This window comes from Sporacetigenium sp. TC11 (assembly GCF_058146105.1).
In genome coordinates, this window is sequence record NZ_JBYVNY010000005.1 from 193639 (window position 1) to 211880 (window position 18242).

Here is an 18242-nt window from a genome sequence, read left to right on the forward strand (position 1 = left end):
TAAGAAAACAAGTTGTTAAATTAATTATTTTGGGAGGTAATTTTATGATAGAATGCGATATTTGTGGTAGATATTTTCACTCTGACGAGATAAGTGAGTGTCCAAACGTGAACTGCACAATGGAAATTTGTGAAGGTTGTTATGAAAGTCACGTACCTCTATGTTTAAGCAGTGAGTTTATTGATTGTGACGAAGATGAATATGAGTACGAAGAATGGGAAGAAACAGATGTAATAAGTAATCCTCATACTAAGATATTTTAAAATACATTAGCAGGATTATATTTTTATAAAGATGCATTTGATGAAGATTCTAAATCAGTAATTGATGTTGCAAGAGAATATGATAAAATCGATGATTTAGGAGAAGGATTTATGAAGTCATTGAGTATTAAGGAACTTAAAGAAGAACTACAAAATCTAAAAATAGAATATGCATATATGGATGAAGATGGATTTGAAGCAGGTGTATGGAGGGTTTCTAGTATTTAAAAGTCTATAAAACAAGGGAGTGCAAAACGCGATCCCATTTTAACTTTAATTATTACCCCTAAGTACTCACACTACAGTAGTTAATATTTTTACATTACTAGAATTTAATAAAATATATTTTCATGGGTTAAGATGTATAAAATCATCTTTAAATTATACTTTCTTTATACAGATAACAAGGTAAATCACAAGTTCCTTCCCAAAAATCCCAGAGTGTGAAATTTATATTGAAATATAATCGTGGGTATCATTCCTGCGATTCGCCTCCACCATTGAAATCCACGAAAAACACATTGATATGATTGTCAATGTGTTTTTTATTTATATATATTTATATAACTTCTAATTAAATCTATTATTAAATCGAATAAATAACTTTTAAAGTATTTTAAGGCCGCGTAACCATTTTCTTCAATACAAATTACATCCAAAAAATAATAATTATGCTCAGCTTCAAAAAGTGAAGGACTTATATCCACTAACTCTGTATAATACATCAATTCAAATAGCTTTGTATCCATGTCGATTTCAGAATTAACTTTAGATTACATCTTCTCTAATTGATTTATATAATATTCCTAAAATACCTTCTGTTATGGATATAGCAGGAAATATGAATATGCATACCACTGTATTCTATAAAATTAAAAATAAGTTATTAGAAAAAGCTATTGAAATAGAATCTGTTTGTTATTAATAGCTAAATAAAAAGGTGAACCTAATCACCTTTTCTTTCTTTTAAATCTATACTATATGTACCGTCTCTGGTTTGCCTAGATTTAAGTTTGTCTATTGCTTTAGCTTTCTTCCAAAAGCCTCCATTATGTGAATCGATATCATGTGTTATAACATCTTTTACTTTAGGGTGCCTAAATATTAATTGCCCTTTAGACTTTTCATTAACCTCTACGTATTTTAGTTTCTTTGCTGCAGCTCTTATTTCTGCATTAGTGTAGTATTTATTCATTTCCTTACCTCCGGTAATGAGTTATTTGTGTTGCAAATACTCATTACTGAGGTGAAGTGGGCATATACACATTGAGACTGAAAAAAGTTTATTTAAAGGCTCATATTTTGCATAATAAAGAACAGATCTACCAAATAAATTTGACAAATCTGTTAATAGTGATTGAATTATTAAATTCGAAGTAATGATATAAGTGAAAATATGAAATCAATGTTCTTATAGAATTACATTAATAATTAGAAAAAAATAATGGATAATTGTAGATATATATATATAAAGAAATAGATAATATATATATAAAGAAAAATGCTACAGATATTATAAATATAAAAATGATAAATTTAAATTAGTCAGAAAAAGGAAAATTACTATCTCATGGAAATTGATATACAAGCTTAATATGCTTTCCATGTGTAACAAACTGATGAGTATCAATGTGTATGTAACTTGTGTACTTTTGTAATATAATTAATATATATAGTAGAGAAGATGATTTAATTTTGATTTAAAAAGTGCATTGTACGCTTTATTTGTAAAGATTTTATTGAATCGCTTGATGGAAAGCTTCTTTTTTATTGCATTAATGTATTAATATGAGATTAACTATTTTAGAGTATAATATTACTTAGGGGAGGTGTTATAATGGAAAATATAGTTTTACCATTTGAAAAGAGAGTAGTAAGCAAAGAAGAGATGTTAGAACATATCAACTATTATTCAGATAATGCTGAAAAGGCAATGAGATTACACTCTGATGGAGATGTAAAAGGGTCAAGAGTAATATTTAAAGACCTTAGAAAAAAACTTCAACAAGAGTATAAACATTATGATAAGGTTTCTGTTAGCAAATATATAAGACAAGATAAATTCTACAAAGCCTATGCAAATGGTATATTTCAAGCGTATGTAAAACAAATGAGACCTAATTCAAATGAAACATTACACTCAAATCTATATGATATAAGAGATTATATATCTAACTATGAAATGAGAATATTCTTTGATAATTAATAATTTATAGAAAGGGCTAATCAATGGGAGCATATAGTGAATTAAAAATAAATGATTATACACTACTTTATACTAAAAGTTATGTATATGACCTTTTTATGTCGGTATTTTCAGAAGGTGATAAAAGAGTTAGGTTTGAAGATTTAGATGACGAAAAAATAAAAAGAATAGAATATAGAGTGAATACTAATATTTACAAAGACCGACTTGATGTTATGGGATTTACTATAGAAAAAGCAGAAATAGATTTTAATAATATGATCGAAGAAATAAAAGATGATGAATATACTTTAGATTATTATTTAAATGAGGGTATTGATATAAACCATATTAGTTTTGAAAACTTTCGAGAAATGTTAAAAGTAATAATTAAAAAAAACTTGTGCTATTATAATTTTGAAGATCATAAAAGCGGCATTAATAATAAAGATCATATTAAGCTAATAGAATATATGCTTAATGATGATGAGTATCTTCTTGGAATTCCAAATAGTGATCCAAGATATGTTATTCAAATAATTTTAAGTTTATATAATAGCGATGATGATTACATAATTTATGATATTTCAGACTTGATAGATAGTGGTTATTTTGATGAAGATTATGAATTTTCAAACTGTGTAAGGAATAAAATAAGGGAAGAATACATAAGTAATGAAAAGATAATAGTTTTAACTGAAGGCAAAACAGATTCTAAAATACTAAGTAAGTCATTAGAAATATTATATCCACATCTATCTGGTTATTATTCGTTTTTAGATTTTGAAAGTACCAAATTGAAAGGTAGCACAGTGGAATTAGTACAAGCAGTAAAATCTTTTATATCATCAGGTATAGCGAATAAAACTATAGCTATATTTGATAACGATACAGCAGGTATAGAAGCAATGAAACAGTTAGAGTGTATAAATATTCCAGATAATATTAGGATATTAAGGTATCCAGATTTAGAATTAGCCAGACAATATCCAACAAAAGGACCTACGGGAGATGTAGTTATGGATATTAATGGAATGGCATGTAGTATTGAATTATATTTGGGCAAAAATGTATTGTTCAAAGATGGAAGATATATACCAATCCAATGGACTGGATATGTAGACAAGGCTCAGCAATATCAAGGAAAGATCTTAGACAAAGGTATCTGCTACAAGCTTTTTATGGAAAATATATCATCAAAAAAAATAAATCTTGAAAACTTTGATTTTAGTGGTGTAGATTCTATTTTAAAACATATATTTAAAGCTTTTAATTAAAATAAAAAAGAAATAGAGTATATATTTAATGGAATAAAATAGGATCTATATTTAAACACTTAGAGTTACTAAAGGTAGATGAATATTATGGATAAGCATAATTGTGGGTATGATTTTTGTGAATCGCCTCCACCATTGAAACTAACTAAAAGATGTTATCATAAGACTATGGTAATATCTTTTTTTTTGCTATATTAATATATATATAAATAATAAAATGGGGGATAATTATGAAATTTAGTGTATCAAAAGAGGTTTTTGAAAAATTAGATAATGTTTGTTTTGGTATTGTAGTAGCAAAGGGAATTGACAATACAACAGAAAATATTGAAGCTAAGAAAATGCTAATACAAAGAATAAAAGAATGTGAAAAAAAGTTTAAGGATACAAAGATTAAAGACTTAGAAGAAATATCATATTATAGAGATGCATTTAAAAAATTAGATATAAACCCAAATAAGTTTATGAGTTCAATAGAAGCTATGCTGACAAGAGTTTCAAAAGCCAAGGGATTACCAAGTATAAGTCCAATTGTAGATATAGGAAATACAGTTTCATTAAAGTATATAGTACCACTAGGAGCGCATGATATTGAAACTTTAAATGGGGACATTAATGTTAGACTTTCAAAGTGTGGAGATATTTTTATTCCTTTAGGATGTGAAGAGACAGAAATTTTAGAGGCTGGGGAACTAATTTATTCTGTAGAAGATAAGGTAAGAACAAGAAGATGGATTTGGAGACAAAGTGAACAAGGAAAAATAACTAATAAAAGTAAGGATATATTTTTCCCTATAGATGGATTTAGTGATAAAAACTATAATAGTGTCATTGAAGCAAGAGATGAACTGGCAAGTTTATTAAAAAAAATATTTTCTTGTGAGATAAAAGTTGGACTTGTTGATAAAAATAAAACTGAATTTGAAATAGATTAAGCCATAAATTAATTTTAGTAACCACCTTGACTACCATAAAGGTGGTTATTATACGTTAACCGATAAAATTTTTATTAACTTAGCAATTATTTTATTTAACATAGATTTTATTATAAAAATAATTATTTAGAAGAAATTATATCTCAAGTAAAAACAATGGTATTTAAAGGTATTAATATAAAATTATATAAATTTTTGTTATAATAAAATTAAACTAAAACATCATCTAAGGAGAATTTCAATATATGAAGTTTATAAAAGACAATATAATAATAATATTATTAATTCCAATAATAATTCTCAGTATATCACTTTATAAATTAGATAAAGAAGTAAAATTTACTTCAGTTAAAAGTCTAAAATACCATTTTTATTTTATTGGACAAAACTCAGTAGACCCTTTTTGGAATGAAATAAAAAAAGGGGCAGAAGATGCAGCTAAAGATTACAATGTGGCGGTTGAGTTTAAGTCTCCTAAGTTTACAAACAAGCAAGAAGAACTTATGTATCTAGATATAGCTACAACTTCTAATGTAGATGGGATTATAACACACGGTTATAATGATGATGAATTTACAAACTTAATAAATACAGCTTATAATAAAAAAATACCTGTAATAACTATAGATAATGATAGTGAAAATAGTGATAGAAAGTCTTTTATAGGGGCTAATAGTTATATGCTTGGATTAGAAGCGGGTAAGTTAATGACAAAGGCTACAGGTGGCAAGGCAAATATAGCTATAATTATAAATAATGATTATGATTCAACTAGTCATAATTTAAAAATAAATGGTTTTTTAAGTGCTATAAAGGGATATCCAAATATGAAATTAGAAAACGTTTATAGTTCTAAAATGGGAACATTAAGTGCTGAAGAAATAACTCAATCTATAATTACTGATAATAAAAATATAGATGCAATTTATACAACAACTTCAGTAGATACATTGGGAAGTGCACAACTAATAGTAGATTTTAATAAGGCAGGAAATATAAAATTAGTAGGGTATGGCGATACAGAAGAGATTTTAAGGTATATAGATAAAGGCATAGTATATGGTACTGTAGTAAGTGATGGATATAAAATGGGATATGAAAGTATAAAAGCTTTAAGTCAAATAAAAGAAAATAAATTAGTTTCTAGTAAAATAGATACTGGATTAAAGATAATAACGAAGGATAATTTATACAAAATAAATGAAGATAAAAACGACATTAAATAGAGGGCTAAATATATGAACAAAGAGGTATTTTATTTTAAAGGTATAAGAAAAAAGCTTATTTTATTTTTCTTGATAATGCTAACTTTATTTTCAGGGGCAGCTATTTATTCATATAAAAATGCAGTAAATAGCTCTAATAATTTAAATTCTATAGTTTCAGACTACGTATACCTTAATGATTTGAACAACGATATAGACTTGCTTGAAACACAAGTAGAAACATATCTTAGCACGAAGTCATCTGAATCATTATTAAATTATTATAAAACATACAATAGACTACAAGAAAATTCACTGAAAATATCAAATGAAGTTGTAATTGATACTAATAGACTTATGTTAAAAGATATTAGAAATATGATAAATAATTTGTTAGTTGAAAGTGATAAAGCGGTACAGGCAAAGCGTGGAAGAACTAGTAGTGAATATATTGCTCACTTTACAAGGGCGAAGGAAATAAATAACTATATAAAATTATATATAAATGACCTTTTAAATAATAAACTTCAAGATAGTTCAAATGAATATAACATTATATATAGTAAGATGCAATTTATGAATTTGCTAAATATATTTATTATACTGTTTTCGATAATTTTTAGCGCGATAGTAGCTGTTTATATCACATACCGTATAACAAAACCTATAATAGAACTTTCAAATGCAGCTAAGCGGGTATCGGATGGAGATTTTAATATAGATCCTGTAGTTATAAATACAAATGACGAAATAAGTATATTGGGAAAAGCTTTTAATAATATGATAAAAAGTATAAAAAGTTATATACAGGAGATAAAAGATCAGGCAACGGTTGAAAAAAGATTAAAAGAACAAGAGATGCAAAACTTTAAAATGAAAACTTTATTAAAGGATGCGGAATTAAAATCTCTTCAATCTCAGATAAATCCTCATTTTCTTTTTAATACATTAAATGTAGCATCACAACTTGCATTAATAGAAGATGCAGAGAAGACTTCAGAATTTATACAAAAATTTTCTGACTTATTTAGATACAACTTAAGAAAAATAGAGGAGCCTGTAACTATAAGAGATGAAATAGAAATTACAACAACTTATATGTATATACTAAAGACTAGATTTGGAGATAGAATAAAATTTATAAAAGAAATAGATGAATCAGTATTAGATATAGAAATTCCGTGTACTATAATTCAGCCTATAATAGAAAATGCATATATCCACGGATTAGAAGACCTTGAAAGAGACGGGATAATAAAATTAATTGTTAAGATTAAAGAAAACAATATTTTAATTCAGATAATAGATAATGGAACTGGAATGTGTGATGAACAAATAAAATCTATTCTTTATAATAATAAAAGTTCCAATGAAATTAAGAATCATGTTACCGGTATAGGTATGCAAAATGTAATAGATAGATTAAAGATATTTTACAATATAGATAATATAGAAGATATTGTATATATACAAAGTGAAATCGGAAGTGGAACTAATGTTACACTAAAAATACCTTGTCATAAGGGGGATGTTATTGATGTTAAAGCTCTTAATTGTTGATGACGAGTATCTATCTATAGAATCTATAAAGCTTATTATAGATAAATATACTGAAGATATAGAAATAGTAGGCACTGCAAAATCAGGAAGAGAAGCTATAGAAAAGGCTGTTCAGTTAAAGCCTGATGTTATATTTATGGATATAAAAATGCCGGGGATAAATGGAATAGAAGCAATTAAACAGATAAAATATATAAACAATAATACGAAATTTGTTATGATTACAGCCTATGAATATTTTGACTACGCCAAAGAGGCTATAAATCTAGGAGTACATGATTATATACTTAAACCCTTAACTAAAAGTAAAATAATAAAAACTTTGAGTGAATTAAATGAGGTAATAGCAAAAGAAAGAGAAAATATTAAACAAGAAATAATAATGAAAGAAAAAGTTAATAAAGTAATGCCTATAATGGAAAATCAATTCATTTATTCAAAAATTATAGATGAAGAAGAAACTGCTAATGTAGAATTTTATGAGGATGTACTTGGTATGAAATTAGGCCGAGGATATGTTCTAATGGCTTCTATGAGCGATAATGAAAGTATTAAAGTAGATAATGTAAAAAATAGTTTAAAAAGACAAGCATTTTATGAAACATTTACTTTAAGTTTGAAAAGTATAACTGACTGTGTAGTGAGCTTACCTCTTAATGATAGAATAATAGCATACCTACCTATAGATGAATTTATAGATAAGGATAGCCTTAAAGATTTATCTATTGCAATAGCAAATAAAATTAATCAAAAAATAAAAATGAATGTAAATATTAATTATAAATTGGGAATAGGAAGAATTTATAAAGTAGATAATTTATTAAAGTCTTATAATGAAGCTTATGTTGCAACATCAATTTCAAATGATAAAATAGTAACTCATTATGAAGATATATCCATATCTGTAAATAATTTAGAATTATACCCTAAAAATAAAGATGAAACTTTGGTACACAAAGCATTAATAGGTGATTTAAATGGAACATTAAATATTCTAGATGAAATATTTTATTGGTTTTCATTAAACTATCCTGATGATATAAATAAAATAAAAGCAAAGATGTTAGAATTGCTAATAGCAATAAAAAGAAATATAAATTCTGATATAAATGAAGGTGTAATATTTGAACAAATGTATATAACAAATATTATTGAATCTAACGATATAAATAATTTAAAAGCTACTGTTAAACATTATATGAAATCTATTGTGGCCCATGTTGAAAATTTTAAAAATAATAAGTTAAATGGGATTATTAGTGAAGCTATAAACTATATTACTAAAAATTACAACAAGGATATAAGCCTAGATGATGTGGCCAGAGAATTAAATATGAGCTATCATTATTTTAGTAAGTTTTTTAAAGATACAATGGGTAAAAACTTTGTTGATTACTTAACTGAATTAAGGATTGAAAAGTCAAAGGACCTTTTAAAAGATAATACCATAAGCATTAAAGCAATATGTTATGAAATAGGATACCATGATCCTAATTACTTTAGTAAGATATTTAGGAAAGTAACAGGAATGACACCTACTGAATACAGGACAAGTATAATATAATCTAAGAGGGTATAAATATGAATATAAAAAGTTATATTAAACTAGCAATAACTATTTGCCTTTTTATTGTACTTATAGTTTTATCTTATTTTACGATAAAAAATTATAGTCTATATAGTAGTATAAAAAAAGATAATAATGAGATTTCTAATATTGTAGATAATAGAGTGAAGGTTGGTTTTTCTCTTGGAACATTAAAAGAAGAACGCTGGATTAGAGATAAGGACATATTAATGGCAAAATTAACTGAACTTGGTGGAGAAGTTTTGATTCAAAATGCAAATAACAACGATGAAGACCAATTACAGCAGGTGAAATATCTTATAAGCGAGGGTATTGATGTACTTATAATTGTTCCTAATGATTTAGAAAAAGCTTCTAAAGCTGTTGAACTAGCAAAGAAAAATGGAATAAAGGTTATTTCATATGATAGGCTTATACTGAATTCAAATGTTGATTTGTATATATCATTTGATAATGAAAAAGTAGGAGAACTTATGGCTAGTTCCCTAGTAAATAGTGCTCCTAGAGGAAATTATCTTATAGTAAATGGAGCGAAATCTGATAACAATACAAAACTTATAAAAAACGGATACGACGAAGTACTAAGAAATAATAAAGATATAAGCATTATAGGAGAGAAATGGGCAGAAAATTGGATGACTGAATATGCATTTAATGTTACAGATGAATTTATTCAAGAAGGACGTAAAATAGATGCTATTATTGCTGGTGATGATGGTTTAGCAGGGGGAGCTATTAAGGCATTATCAGAACATAGATTAGCTGGTGAAGTTAAAGTAGTTGCTCAAGATGCAGATCTTGCTGCTTGCCAAAGGATAGTAGAAGGTACACAGCTTATGACTGTGTACAAACCAATAGAAAAGCTTGCTTCAGCAGCAGCTAATATGGCTATGGCTATGGCAAAAGAAGAAGATTTGCATATTAAAGATTCTATATATGATGGAAAATACTACGTCCCCTATTATGTAATTCAGCCCATAGCAGTAGATATAAATAATATGGATGAAACTATAATAAAAGATGGATTTCATATGAAAAATGAGGTTTATAGAAATAAATAAAACCTTAATATGTTGCAACGGTATTATACTGTTGTAATATATTAAGGTTTTTTGTGTATAGTAATTTTTTATATTAAAAAATTACTATACACTATATATCAATGAGATTTAAGATTAAAATTATTCAGATAATAAAAAAATACTACAGAACATAAGCGTATTTTATTAAGAATTAGTATAGTACAATTTAATTAAGGAAAACGATATTAGTAGGCAATAAATAAAAAATAGGAGGGATTTATAATGAAAAAGATTAAGATTTTATCATTAGTATGTTCTTTTTTATTAGTTCTAGGTCTGCTTTCTGGATGTACTAGCACTAGTGATAACTCATCTGATAGTGGAGAAAAGAAGATAAAGATTGGACTTTCTCTTCCGACTCAAAGAGAAGAAAGATGGGTTAAAGATAAAGAGAAGATGGAAGCTGTAGCTAAAGAACTAGGAGTAGAATTAATAGTTAAAGTTGCAGATGCTAACATGACAGAACAAATAACTCAAGTTGAATCATTATTAACAGAAGGAATAGATGTTTTAATATTAGCTCCACATGATGCTTCAGCTGCTGCAACATTAGTTGATAAAGCTAAGCAAGAAGGAGTACCTGTAATATCTTATGATAGATTAATAACTAATACAGATAAATTAGATTACTACTTATCATTTGATAACGAAAAAGTTGGAGAATTACAAGGTGAATTCATAACTAAACAAGTTGGAGAAGGTAATTACATATTAATGGCTGGAGCTCCTACAGATAACAATGCTAAATTATTCAAAGCAGGGGCAATGAAATACATACAACCTCTTATAGACTCTGGAAAAATAAAAGTTATAGCTGATCAAGCTGTTGAAAACTGGGTTCCAGAAAATGCTTTAAAAATAGTAGAAGCTGCATTATCTGCAAACAACAATAAAGTAGATGCAATACTTGCTCCAAATGATGGAACTGCTGGTGCTGCAATACAAGCATTAACTGCTCAAGGTTTAGCAGGAAAAGTGCCTATAACTGGTCAAGATGCTGAGAAAGCAGGAGCTAAGAGAATAATGGAAGGCACTCAATCAATGACAATATTCAAAGATACTAGAAAATTAGGTGAAGAAGCTATAAAAATGGCTATTGCTTTAGCTAATGGAGAAAAAATAGAAGCTAATGGTAAAGTAGATAACGGTAAGTTTGAAGTACCATCAGTATTATTAACTCCAGAAGTAGTTACTAAAGAAAACTTAGAAAAAGTATTAGTTGAAAGTGGATATATGAGTGCTGATGATTTAAAATAAAAAACTGTTTAAATTTTGAGGAATAACTTTAAAGTTATTCCTCAAGTTGTCTAACGGTGTTTTAGAAGGGGGTATCCTAGGTGAGTGAACACATATTAGAAATGAGCAACATAGTTAAAGAATTCCCTGGAGTTCGTGCTCTTGATAATGTAAATTTCAAGGTGAAAAAAGGAGAGATTCATGCTTTAGTTGGAGAAAATGGAGCAGGAAAATCTACATTAATGAAAGTTCTAAGTGGAGTATATCCAAATGGAACATACGAAGGACAAATAATAATAGATGGAAAAGAGCAAAAGTTTAGCAATACTAAAGATAGTGAAACAGTAGGCGTTGGAATAATATATCAAGAACTTACATTAGTTAAACAAATGAATATATGTGAAAATATATTTTTAGGAAATGAATTCTCAAAGAATGGAATTATCGATTGGGATAAAGCGATGCAAGAATCTATCAGACTTTTAAAAGAAGTTGGCTTAGATGATAAGCCTGACACAAAAGTAATAAATTTAGGAATAGGAAAGCAACAATTAATTGAGATAGCAAAAGCATTATCTAAAAATGTAAAAATACTAATATTAGATGAACCTACAGCGGCTCTTAATGAAGATGATAGTGACAATTTATTGAACATATTAAGGAAGTTAAAAGAAGAAGGGATAAGTTGCATATACATATCTCATAAACTTAAAGAAGTTAAGGAAATTGCAGATACTATAACTATTTTAAGAGATGGTCAAACAATAGACACTTATAAAAATGATGAAAGTGTTAATCAAGATAAGATAATAACTGGAATGGTTGGTAGAGAACTAACTCAATTATTCCCAAGAAAAGAACATAATCCTTCAGATGTAGTCTTAGAAGTTAAAAATTGGACTGTACACAACCCAGAACTTCCAGATAAAAAGGCTATAGACAATGTGAGCTTTGCTGCTAAAAAAGGTGAAATACTTGGGATAGCAGGCCTTATGGGAGCTGGAAGAACTGAACTTATGATGAGTTTATTTGGAGCATATGGAATTAACAAATCAGGACAGATATATATAGATGGAAATGAAGTAAATATAAAGGATCCAAAGGATTCAATAGAAAAGGGTCTTTGTTATTTATCAGAAGACCGTAAAAAAACAGGATTAGTATTAAATATGGATATAAAAGAAAATACAACACTTGCAAGTTTACAGAAAATATCAAGTGTTAAGGGTATAAACGAAAATGAAGAAATAAAAATAACAAATGAATATGTAAAAGCATTGAAGATAAAAACGCCTTCAATAGAACAAAAAGTAGGAAACTTAAGTGGTGGGAATCAACAAAAGGTTGTTATTGCAAAATGGTTAATGGCTGGGCCTAAAATTTTAGTTTTAGATGAGCCTACAAGGGGAATTGACGTAGGTGCAAAATATGAAATATACAACATAATGAATGATTTAGTAGATCAGGGTGTAAGCATTATAATGATTTCATCAGAGTTACCTGAAATACTAGGTATGAGTGATAGAATATTGGTTGTGCATGAAGGAAAGATAAATGCAGAACTTGATTATAAAGATGCAAATCAAGAAATTATAATGCACTATGCAACTGGAGGAAATCATTTAGCAACTACGAAGCATTAAAGGAGGGTAAAACATGACAACTAAAACTCAAACTAAAAGAAGTACATTAGATATAATAAAATCATCACTTAGAAGTAATATGAAGCAATATACAATGTTTATAGCATTAATTGGAATAATGTTAATATTTACTGCACTAAACGATAAATTCCTTACGCCTAGAAACTTATCTACATTATTCTTGCAAACTGCCCATATAGCAATACTAGCATGTGCCGTTGTTCTTGTTATAGTTGCAGGTCATATAGATTTATCTATAGGGGCTGTTGTTGGATTTACAGGAGCTGTTGCAGCTATACTTCAAGCTAAGATGGGATTGCCTGTACTGCCTACTATTATTATAACATTAGGAGTAGGAGCTTTAATTGGAATATGGCAAGGATTTTGGGTAGCTTATAAAGATGTACCTGCATTTATAGTAACACTTGCAGGAATGATGATATTCAATGGGTTGTTACTTGGAATAACAAATGGAGAAACTATAGCAACTAGTAGTGAGTTTAATTTAATGGGTCAGGGATATGTTCCTACTTTATTTATGGAAAATATGCCAAAAGATATGATACCTCATGACACAACTATTATTATAATGGCTATAGTTATAATTGCTTACTTAGTTAGTGAAATTAAAAAGAGGAAATCTAGAATAAATTATGGGTTTGAAGTACTTCCTACAAACTTATTTGTACTTAAAACAGGTTTAATTGTAGTGTTAATCGGAGTAGTATTCACAATAATGGCACTTTACTTAGGATTATCATATTCAATTTTAATATTAATGGCTGTTGGAGGATTATATTCTTATTTAACAACTAAAACTACATTTGGAAGACATGTATACGCTATTGGTGGAAATAAAGAAGCAGCCAAATTGTCTGGTATAGATATAAGAAAAAGAACTTTATGGATATTTATATCGTCTGGGATACTATGTGCACTAGGTGGAATTATATATACAGCCAGAGTAGGATCTGCAGCAGCTTCAGCAGGCCAAGGTATGGAATTGGATGTAATAGCAGCGGCTATAATAGGAGGAACATCAACATTAGGCGGAGAAGGAACTATAATAGGAGCTATAGTTGGGGCTCTTGTTATGTCTACATTAAATAACGGAATGTTACTTTTAGATGTTCCAACAACTCAAAGACTAGTAGTTAAGGGTTTAGTATTATTACTAGCTGTATGGGTTGATATATCATCTCGTAAGAAAAATGCATAATATATAATTAATAATAAAAATAAGAGAAGCAAAATTGCTTCTCTTATTTTTATTAGAATAATTAATGAAAATTATGCCCACCATAATACTAGAAATTAACTTACAGGTTACCTTTGGATAAGGGAGAAAATGCATATAAAATATTTGATGGTAAAAAAGAAGACTGTATAAAAGTAATATTAAAACCTTAATAAAAAAGAATCGTACATAAAAAGTACGATTCTTTTTGACTAATAATAAATACGAGGTGATTTTATGAGTATAATAGGGCACTATTTAATGCCTCATCCACCGATTGTTATTCCAGAGGTTGGAAGAGGAGAGGAAAAAAAGATAGAAAATACTTTTAATTCTTTTATGGATATAAGTAAAGAAATAAGTGAATTTAAACCAGAAACTATAGTAGTAATAACTCCTCATGGAATGTTATTTAGTGATGCTATATCTATTTCAAATGAAATTAATATTAAAGGAGATCTTAGAAAATTTGGGGTAAATAATGTTTCTATGGATGTAGAAATAGATTTAGAACTTACAGATATGATAATAGAACTATCAGAAGGAGAAGATATACCTGTTGTAGGATTAGATGCTCCTATGTTAAGAAAATATGGAAGAAACTATGAGTTAGATCATGGAACGATGGTTCCTCTTTATTTTATAAATAAAAATTACACTAGTTATAAAATAGTTCATATTACTTATGGAATGATTTCAGATATAGATTTATATAAGTTTGGAATGGTAATTAAAGAAGCTATTTTAAAGCTAAATAAAAAGTCAGTTATAATTGCTAGTGGAGATTTATCACATAAACTAAAAGAAGAAGGGCCGTATTCTTATTCCCCAGAGGGAGAAAAATTTGATAAAGAGTTAATTGCTTTATTACAAGAAGGAAATACAAAAGGTGTATTTGCTCTGGATAAATGTATGGTTGAAGAAGCAGGAGAATGTGGCCTTAGATCTATATATATACTTTTAGGATCTTTAAATGGAAAAAATGTAAAAGGAGAACTTTTATCTTATGAAGGGCCATTTGGAGTAGGTTATGGAGTTATGAAATTCAAGGGTGAAAATACAGACATAAACTTTTTAGAAGAAATTATAAAAGATAAAACTGAAAGACTAAATAATAGAATAAAAAATTCAAATCCATATGTTAAATTAGCAAGGGAAAATTTACATTATTACTATACTCATCAAAGACATATAATAATCCCTAATAATCTTCCTAAAGAAATAACTGATGAAAAACATGGAGTATTTGTTTCATTGAAGAAAAATGGGCAACTTAGAGGTTGTATAGGTACTATATATCCAACTACAAATTCTGTAGGGGAGGAAATTATTAAAAATACAATAGAAGCAGCTACAAGGGATTATAGATTTGATCCAGTAGAAGAACATGAATTAGTAGATTTAGATATTTCAGTAGATGTACTTACAGACCCAGAGTCTACTACAAAAGAGGAGTTGGATCCAAAACGATATGGAGTTATAGTAACCAAGGGTATGAGAAAAGGACTGCTTCTTCCAGATTTAGAGGGAGTTGATACTGTAGATTATCAACTACAAATAGCTTGTGAAAAGGCAGGAATAGACCAAAATGATGATTATAATATTGAAAAATTTGAAGTTATAAGATATAAAGAAGGTGTAATGTAGTATATGAGCGATTATAAAGTTATGTTTTGGGGAAATAAGGGCGATAAACTCCAATGTAGAGTCTGTCCCCATAATTGTATTTTAAAAGAAGATCAATATGGAGTGTGTAAAGTTAGAAAAAATAAAAATAGTGAGATAATAGCTATAAACTATGGAGAAGTAACATCAGCTTCTATTGATCCGATAGAAAAAAAGCCGTTGTATCATTTTAAACCTGGTACTAATATATTTTCTTTAGGTACATTTGGATGTAACATGACTTGTAGCTTTTGTCAAAATTATAGTATTTCTCAATATAAACCAGAGACACAATATATAAGTTTAGATAAACTTATAGAAACAATAGATTCAATGGAAAATAACATAGGAATTGCCTTTACTTATAATGAACCATTTATGTGGTATGAGTATATATATGAAGCTGCTAAAAAAATTAAAGAGCATAATAAAGAAATCTCAGTAGTTTTAGTAACCAATGGATATATAAATGAAGAACCATTAAAAAAAATATTACCTTATATAGATGCTATGAATATAGATCTTAAATCATTTAATGAAGATTACTATAATAAATTATGTGGTGCAAAGTTAGAACCAGTATTAAAAACTATGGAAATTGCCTCGAAGCATTGTCATGTTGAGATAACTACCTTAGTTGTAGAAGGAGAAAACGACTCTAGGCAAGAAATTGAGAATATATCAAAATTTATAGGAAATATAGATAAAAATATTCCACTTCATCTATCAAGATATTTTCCAACTTATAAAATGGAAAATCCGCCTACAGAGATAAATAAAATTATCCAAGGGAAAGACGTTGCTAAAAGGTATTTAAACTATGTTTATGTTGGAAATGTCTCTGGTTTTGATAATAATACCTATTGTCCTACTTGTAATGAATTATTAATAAATAGAGATGGATACAATGAAATATCATTAATTTCAAATAATATATGCCCTAGTTGCAATACAAAAATAAACATTATTTTGTAGTATTTTATTTTTATAAATTTTGCCCTATTATATATATAGGTATCATATAAATATAGTACTTATATTTTATACTATATAGGGGGAAGTTCATGAAAAGAAAAAGGATAGGAAACCTGAAAAAAAGAAAACGAAAAAAAAGCAAATATACTTTTAAAAATATAATTACCTGTATTGTTATATTAGGAGCCTTAGTTGCTGGGTTTAATATATCAATGTATGTGTATGATTTGTATTCGCATTTAAACTCAGATGATTTAGATGTAGCTTTTTATGTAGAAAATGCAGATACAGCAAGTATGAATAAACTCCAAGTTAATTGGCAGTACCTAGCAGCTATTGATGCTGTTAGATATGAAAAAGATTTTACAAAGGTAAATAAAAAGGGAACGTTAGACTTGGCTAATATGTTTATAGATAAAAATAATGATACAGATAAATATAAACTTAATAGCCTAGATTATGTATTAGATAAATTAAAATTTGAGTATAAGGATAAGAAACGAGTACATGAATATGTAGATGATTTAAAGTATGTATCATTATCAAAAGGAGTTCTAGGTAAGAACTCCGATAATAGTGATTTTATAGAAGAATTGTCAAATGAAGCTATAGAAAATTATTATAACTATGGAGTATTGCCTTCTATAACTGTAGGGCAAGCTATACTAGAATCAGGATGGGGTAAATCTAATTTAAGTTTAAAAGGTAATAATCTATTTGGTATAAAAGCAGATAAAAGATGGAGTGGAAGATTTGTTACAATGGATACTACTGAATATAATAATGAAAAAATTGTGGCAACTTTCAGAGCCTATGATAATAGAAAAGATTCTTTAGAAGACCATTCTAAATTTTTAACTGAAAATAAAAGATATGAAGAAAATGGATTATTCAATGTAACTCATTATACACAACAAGCTCAATCTTTAGAAGATGCTGGATATAGCACAAAAGAAAATGAAAGAGGAGAAAAGATATATGCAGATACACTTATATCTGTAATAAGAAATTATAATCTCCAACTTTTAGATTGGGAAGCACAAGCAAATATGAACTAAAAAGCTTACAAGGCTAATTGCCAATGTAAGCTTTTTTATTGAAAATATATTTAAAAAAGTGTTGACGTATATAAAGCAGCGTGGTATATTATTACTTGTCCTCGAGAAAAGGATAAAAAAGTTTAAAAAATAAGTTAATAAAATAAGTTGACAAAATAATTTACAAATGATAATATAATACTTGTCCTCGAAAAAGGGCAAAAGAAAATTGAACTTTGAAAATTAAACAGTAGGATAATTAAACACCATTTATTTAAAAGTAATGCCAAGTTTATCATGAGAGTTTGATCCTGGCTCAGGATGAACGCTGGCGGCGTGCCTAACACATGCAAG

15 protein-coding genes and 1 rRNA gene are annotated in these 18242 nt (G+C 27.8%); 15 read left to right on the forward strand and 1 reads right to left on the reverse strand.

Features of this window, described 5'->3' with window-relative positions; genetic code table 11:
• Positions 1 to 44: 44 nt before the first annotated feature.
• Positions 45 to 263, forward strand: a complete 219-nt coding sequence (locus ACUSRV_RS09805; protein WP_490141768.1) for a hypothetical protein — start codon at positions 45 to 47, stop codon at positions 261 to 263.
• A 946-nt stretch (positions 264 to 1209) separates the two neighbouring features.
• On the opposite strand, the gene ACUSRV_RS09810 is transcribed toward ACUSRV_RS09805, so the two are convergent.
• Positions 1210 to 1458 carry a toxin C-terminal domain-containing protein gene (locus tag ACUSRV_RS09810; RefSeq protein ID WP_490141769.1) on the reverse strand — a complete coding sequence of 83 codons (249 nt, stop codon included), beginning with the start codon at positions 1456 to 1458 and terminating at the stop codon, positions 1210 to 1212.
• A gap of 642 nt (positions 1459 to 2100) precedes the next feature.
• On the opposite strand from ACUSRV_RS09810, the gene ACUSRV_RS09815 reads away from it, so the two are divergent.
• The 14 genes from ACUSRV_RS09815 to ACUSRV_RS09880 all read left to right on the forward strand — a co-directional run.
• Positions 2101 to 2469, forward strand: a complete 369-nt coding sequence (locus ACUSRV_RS09815; RefSeq protein ID WP_490141770.1) for a hypothetical protein — start codon at positions 2101 to 2103, stop codon at positions 2467 to 2469.
• A gap of 23 nt (positions 2470 to 2492) precedes the next feature.
• On the forward strand, positions 2493 to 3725 hold the full coding sequence (locus tag ACUSRV_RS09820; protein WP_490141771.1) for a HEPN/Toprim-associated domain-containing protein: 1233 nt from the start codon (positions 2493 to 2495) through the stop codon (positions 3723 to 3725).
• 230 nt (positions 3726 to 3955) lie between these two features.
• Complete coding sequence (locus tag ACUSRV_RS09825; protein WP_490141772.1) at positions 3956 to 4660, forward strand: B3/B4 domain-containing protein; 705 nt, start codon at positions 3956 to 3958, stop codon at positions 4658 to 4660.
• Positions 4661 to 4905: 245 nt separating this feature from the next.
• The gene (locus tag ACUSRV_RS09830) at positions 4906 to 5886 is read left to right on the forward strand and encodes a substrate-binding domain-containing protein (RefSeq protein WP_490141773.1); all 981 of its coding nucleotides are present in this window, start codon (positions 4906 to 4908) and stop codon (positions 5884 to 5886) included.
• A gap of 12 nt (positions 5887 to 5898) precedes the next feature.
• Positions 5899 to 7425, forward strand: a complete 1527-nt coding sequence (locus ACUSRV_RS09835; RefSeq protein WP_490141774.1) for a sensor histidine kinase — start codon at positions 5899 to 5901, stop codon at positions 7423 to 7425.
• Positions 7403 to 8989, forward strand: coding sequence for a response regulator transcription factor (locus tag ACUSRV_RS09840; protein ID WP_490141775.1), 1587 nt, complete (start codon positions 7403 to 7405; stop codon positions 8987 to 8989). Before ACUSRV_RS09835 ends, ACUSRV_RS09840 begins: the two co-directional genes overlap by 23 nt.
• 17 nt (positions 8990 to 9006) lie before the next feature.
• The gene (locus ACUSRV_RS09845) at positions 9007 to 10074 is read left to right on the forward strand and encodes a sugar ABC transporter substrate-binding protein (RefSeq protein WP_490141776.1); all 1068 of its coding nucleotides are present in this window, start codon (positions 9007 to 9009) and stop codon (positions 10072 to 10074) included.
• A gap of 243 nt (positions 10075 to 10317) precedes the next feature.
• Entirely contained in the window at positions 10318 to 11352 is a 1035-nt protein-coding gene (locus ACUSRV_RS09850; protein WP_490141777.1) for a sugar ABC transporter substrate-binding protein, read from the forward strand.
• Positions 11353 to 11432: 80 nt separating this feature from the next.
• Complete coding sequence (locus ACUSRV_RS09855; RefSeq protein WP_490141778.1) at positions 11433 to 12974, forward strand: xylose ABC transporter ATP-binding protein; 1542 nt, start codon at positions 11433 to 11435, stop codon at positions 12972 to 12974.
• A 13-nt stretch (positions 12975 to 12987) separates the two neighbouring features.
• Positions 12988 to 14193: a sugar ABC transporter permease gene (locus ACUSRV_RS09860; protein ID WP_490141779.1), complete on the forward strand. Its 1206-nt coding sequence runs from the start codon at positions 12988 to 12990 to the stop codon at positions 14191 to 14193.
• 255 nt (positions 14194 to 14448) lie between these two features.
• Positions 14449 to 15858 (forward strand): AmmeMemoRadiSam system protein A, encoded by a 1410-nt coding sequence (amrA, locus tag ACUSRV_RS09865; protein WP_490141780.1) that lies wholly within the window; start codon positions 14449 to 14451, stop codon positions 15856 to 15858.
• Positions 15859 to 15861: 3 nt separating this feature from the next.
• Positions 15862 to 16851, forward strand: coding sequence for an AmmeMemoRadiSam system radical SAM enzyme (gene amrS / locus ACUSRV_RS09870; protein ID WP_490141781.1), 990 nt, complete (start codon positions 15862 to 15864; stop codon positions 16849 to 16851).
• Between the two features lie 89 nt (positions 16852 to 16940).
• Entirely contained in the window at positions 16941 to 17909 is a 969-nt protein-coding gene (locus ACUSRV_RS09875; protein ID WP_490141782.1) for a glycoside hydrolase family 73 protein, read from the forward strand.
• Positions 17910 to 18181: 272 nt separating this feature from the next.
• Positions 18182 to 18242 (forward strand): 16S ribosomal RNA (locus ACUSRV_RS09880); the annotation flags it as partial.

Excerpts from the sequence above, each read along its gene's own strand:
- ACUSRV_RS09805 (WP_490141768.1), top strand. The coding sequence starts at position 45 with ATGATAGAATGCGATATTTGTGGTAGATATTTTCACTCTGACGAGATA.
- ACUSRV_RS09810 (WP_490141769.1), bottom strand. The coding sequence starts at position 1,458 with ATGAATAAATACTACACTAATGCAGAAATAAGAGCTGCAGCAAAGAAA.
- ACUSRV_RS09815 (WP_490141770.1), top strand. The coding sequence starts at position 2,101 with ATGGAAAATATAGTTTTACCATTTGAAAAGAGAGTAGTAAGCAAAGAA.
- ACUSRV_RS09820 (WP_490141771.1), top strand. The coding sequence starts at position 2,493 with ATGGGAGCATATAGTGAATTAAAAATAAATGATTATACACTACTTTAT.
- ACUSRV_RS09825 (WP_490141772.1), top strand. The coding sequence starts at position 3,956 with ATGAAATTTAGTGTATCAAAAGAGGTTTTTGAAAAATTAGATAATGTT.
- ACUSRV_RS09830 (WP_490141773.1), top strand. The coding sequence starts at position 4,906 with ATGAAGTTTATAAAAGACAATATAATAATAATATTATTAATTCCAATA.
- ACUSRV_RS09835 (WP_490141774.1), top strand. The coding sequence starts at position 5,899 with ATGAACAAAGAGGTATTTTATTTTAAAGGTATAAGAAAAAAGCTTATT.
- ACUSRV_RS09840 (WP_490141775.1), top strand. The coding sequence starts at position 7,403 with ATGTTAAAGCTCTTAATTGTTGATGACGAGTATCTATCTATAGAATCT.
- ACUSRV_RS09845 (WP_490141776.1), top strand. The coding sequence starts at position 9,007 with ATGAATATAAAAAGTTATATTAAACTAGCAATAACTATTTGCCTTTTT.
- ACUSRV_RS09850 (WP_490141777.1), top strand. The coding sequence starts at position 10,318 with ATGAAAAAGATTAAGATTTTATCATTAGTATGTTCTTTTTTATTAGTT.
- ACUSRV_RS09860 (WP_490141779.1), top strand. The coding sequence starts at position 12,988 with ATGACAACTAAAACTCAAACTAAAAGAAGTACATTAGATATAATAAAA.
- amrA (WP_490141780.1), top strand. The coding sequence starts at position 14,449 with ATGAGTATAATAGGGCACTATTTAATGCCTCATCCACCGATTGTTATT.
- amrS (WP_490141781.1), top strand. The coding sequence starts at position 15,862 with ATGAGCGATTATAAAGTTATGTTTTGGGGAAATAAGGGCGATAAACTC.
- ACUSRV_RS09875 (WP_490141782.1), top strand. The coding sequence starts at position 16,941 with ATGAAAAGAAAAAGGATAGGAAACCTGAAAAAAAGAAAACGAAAAAAA.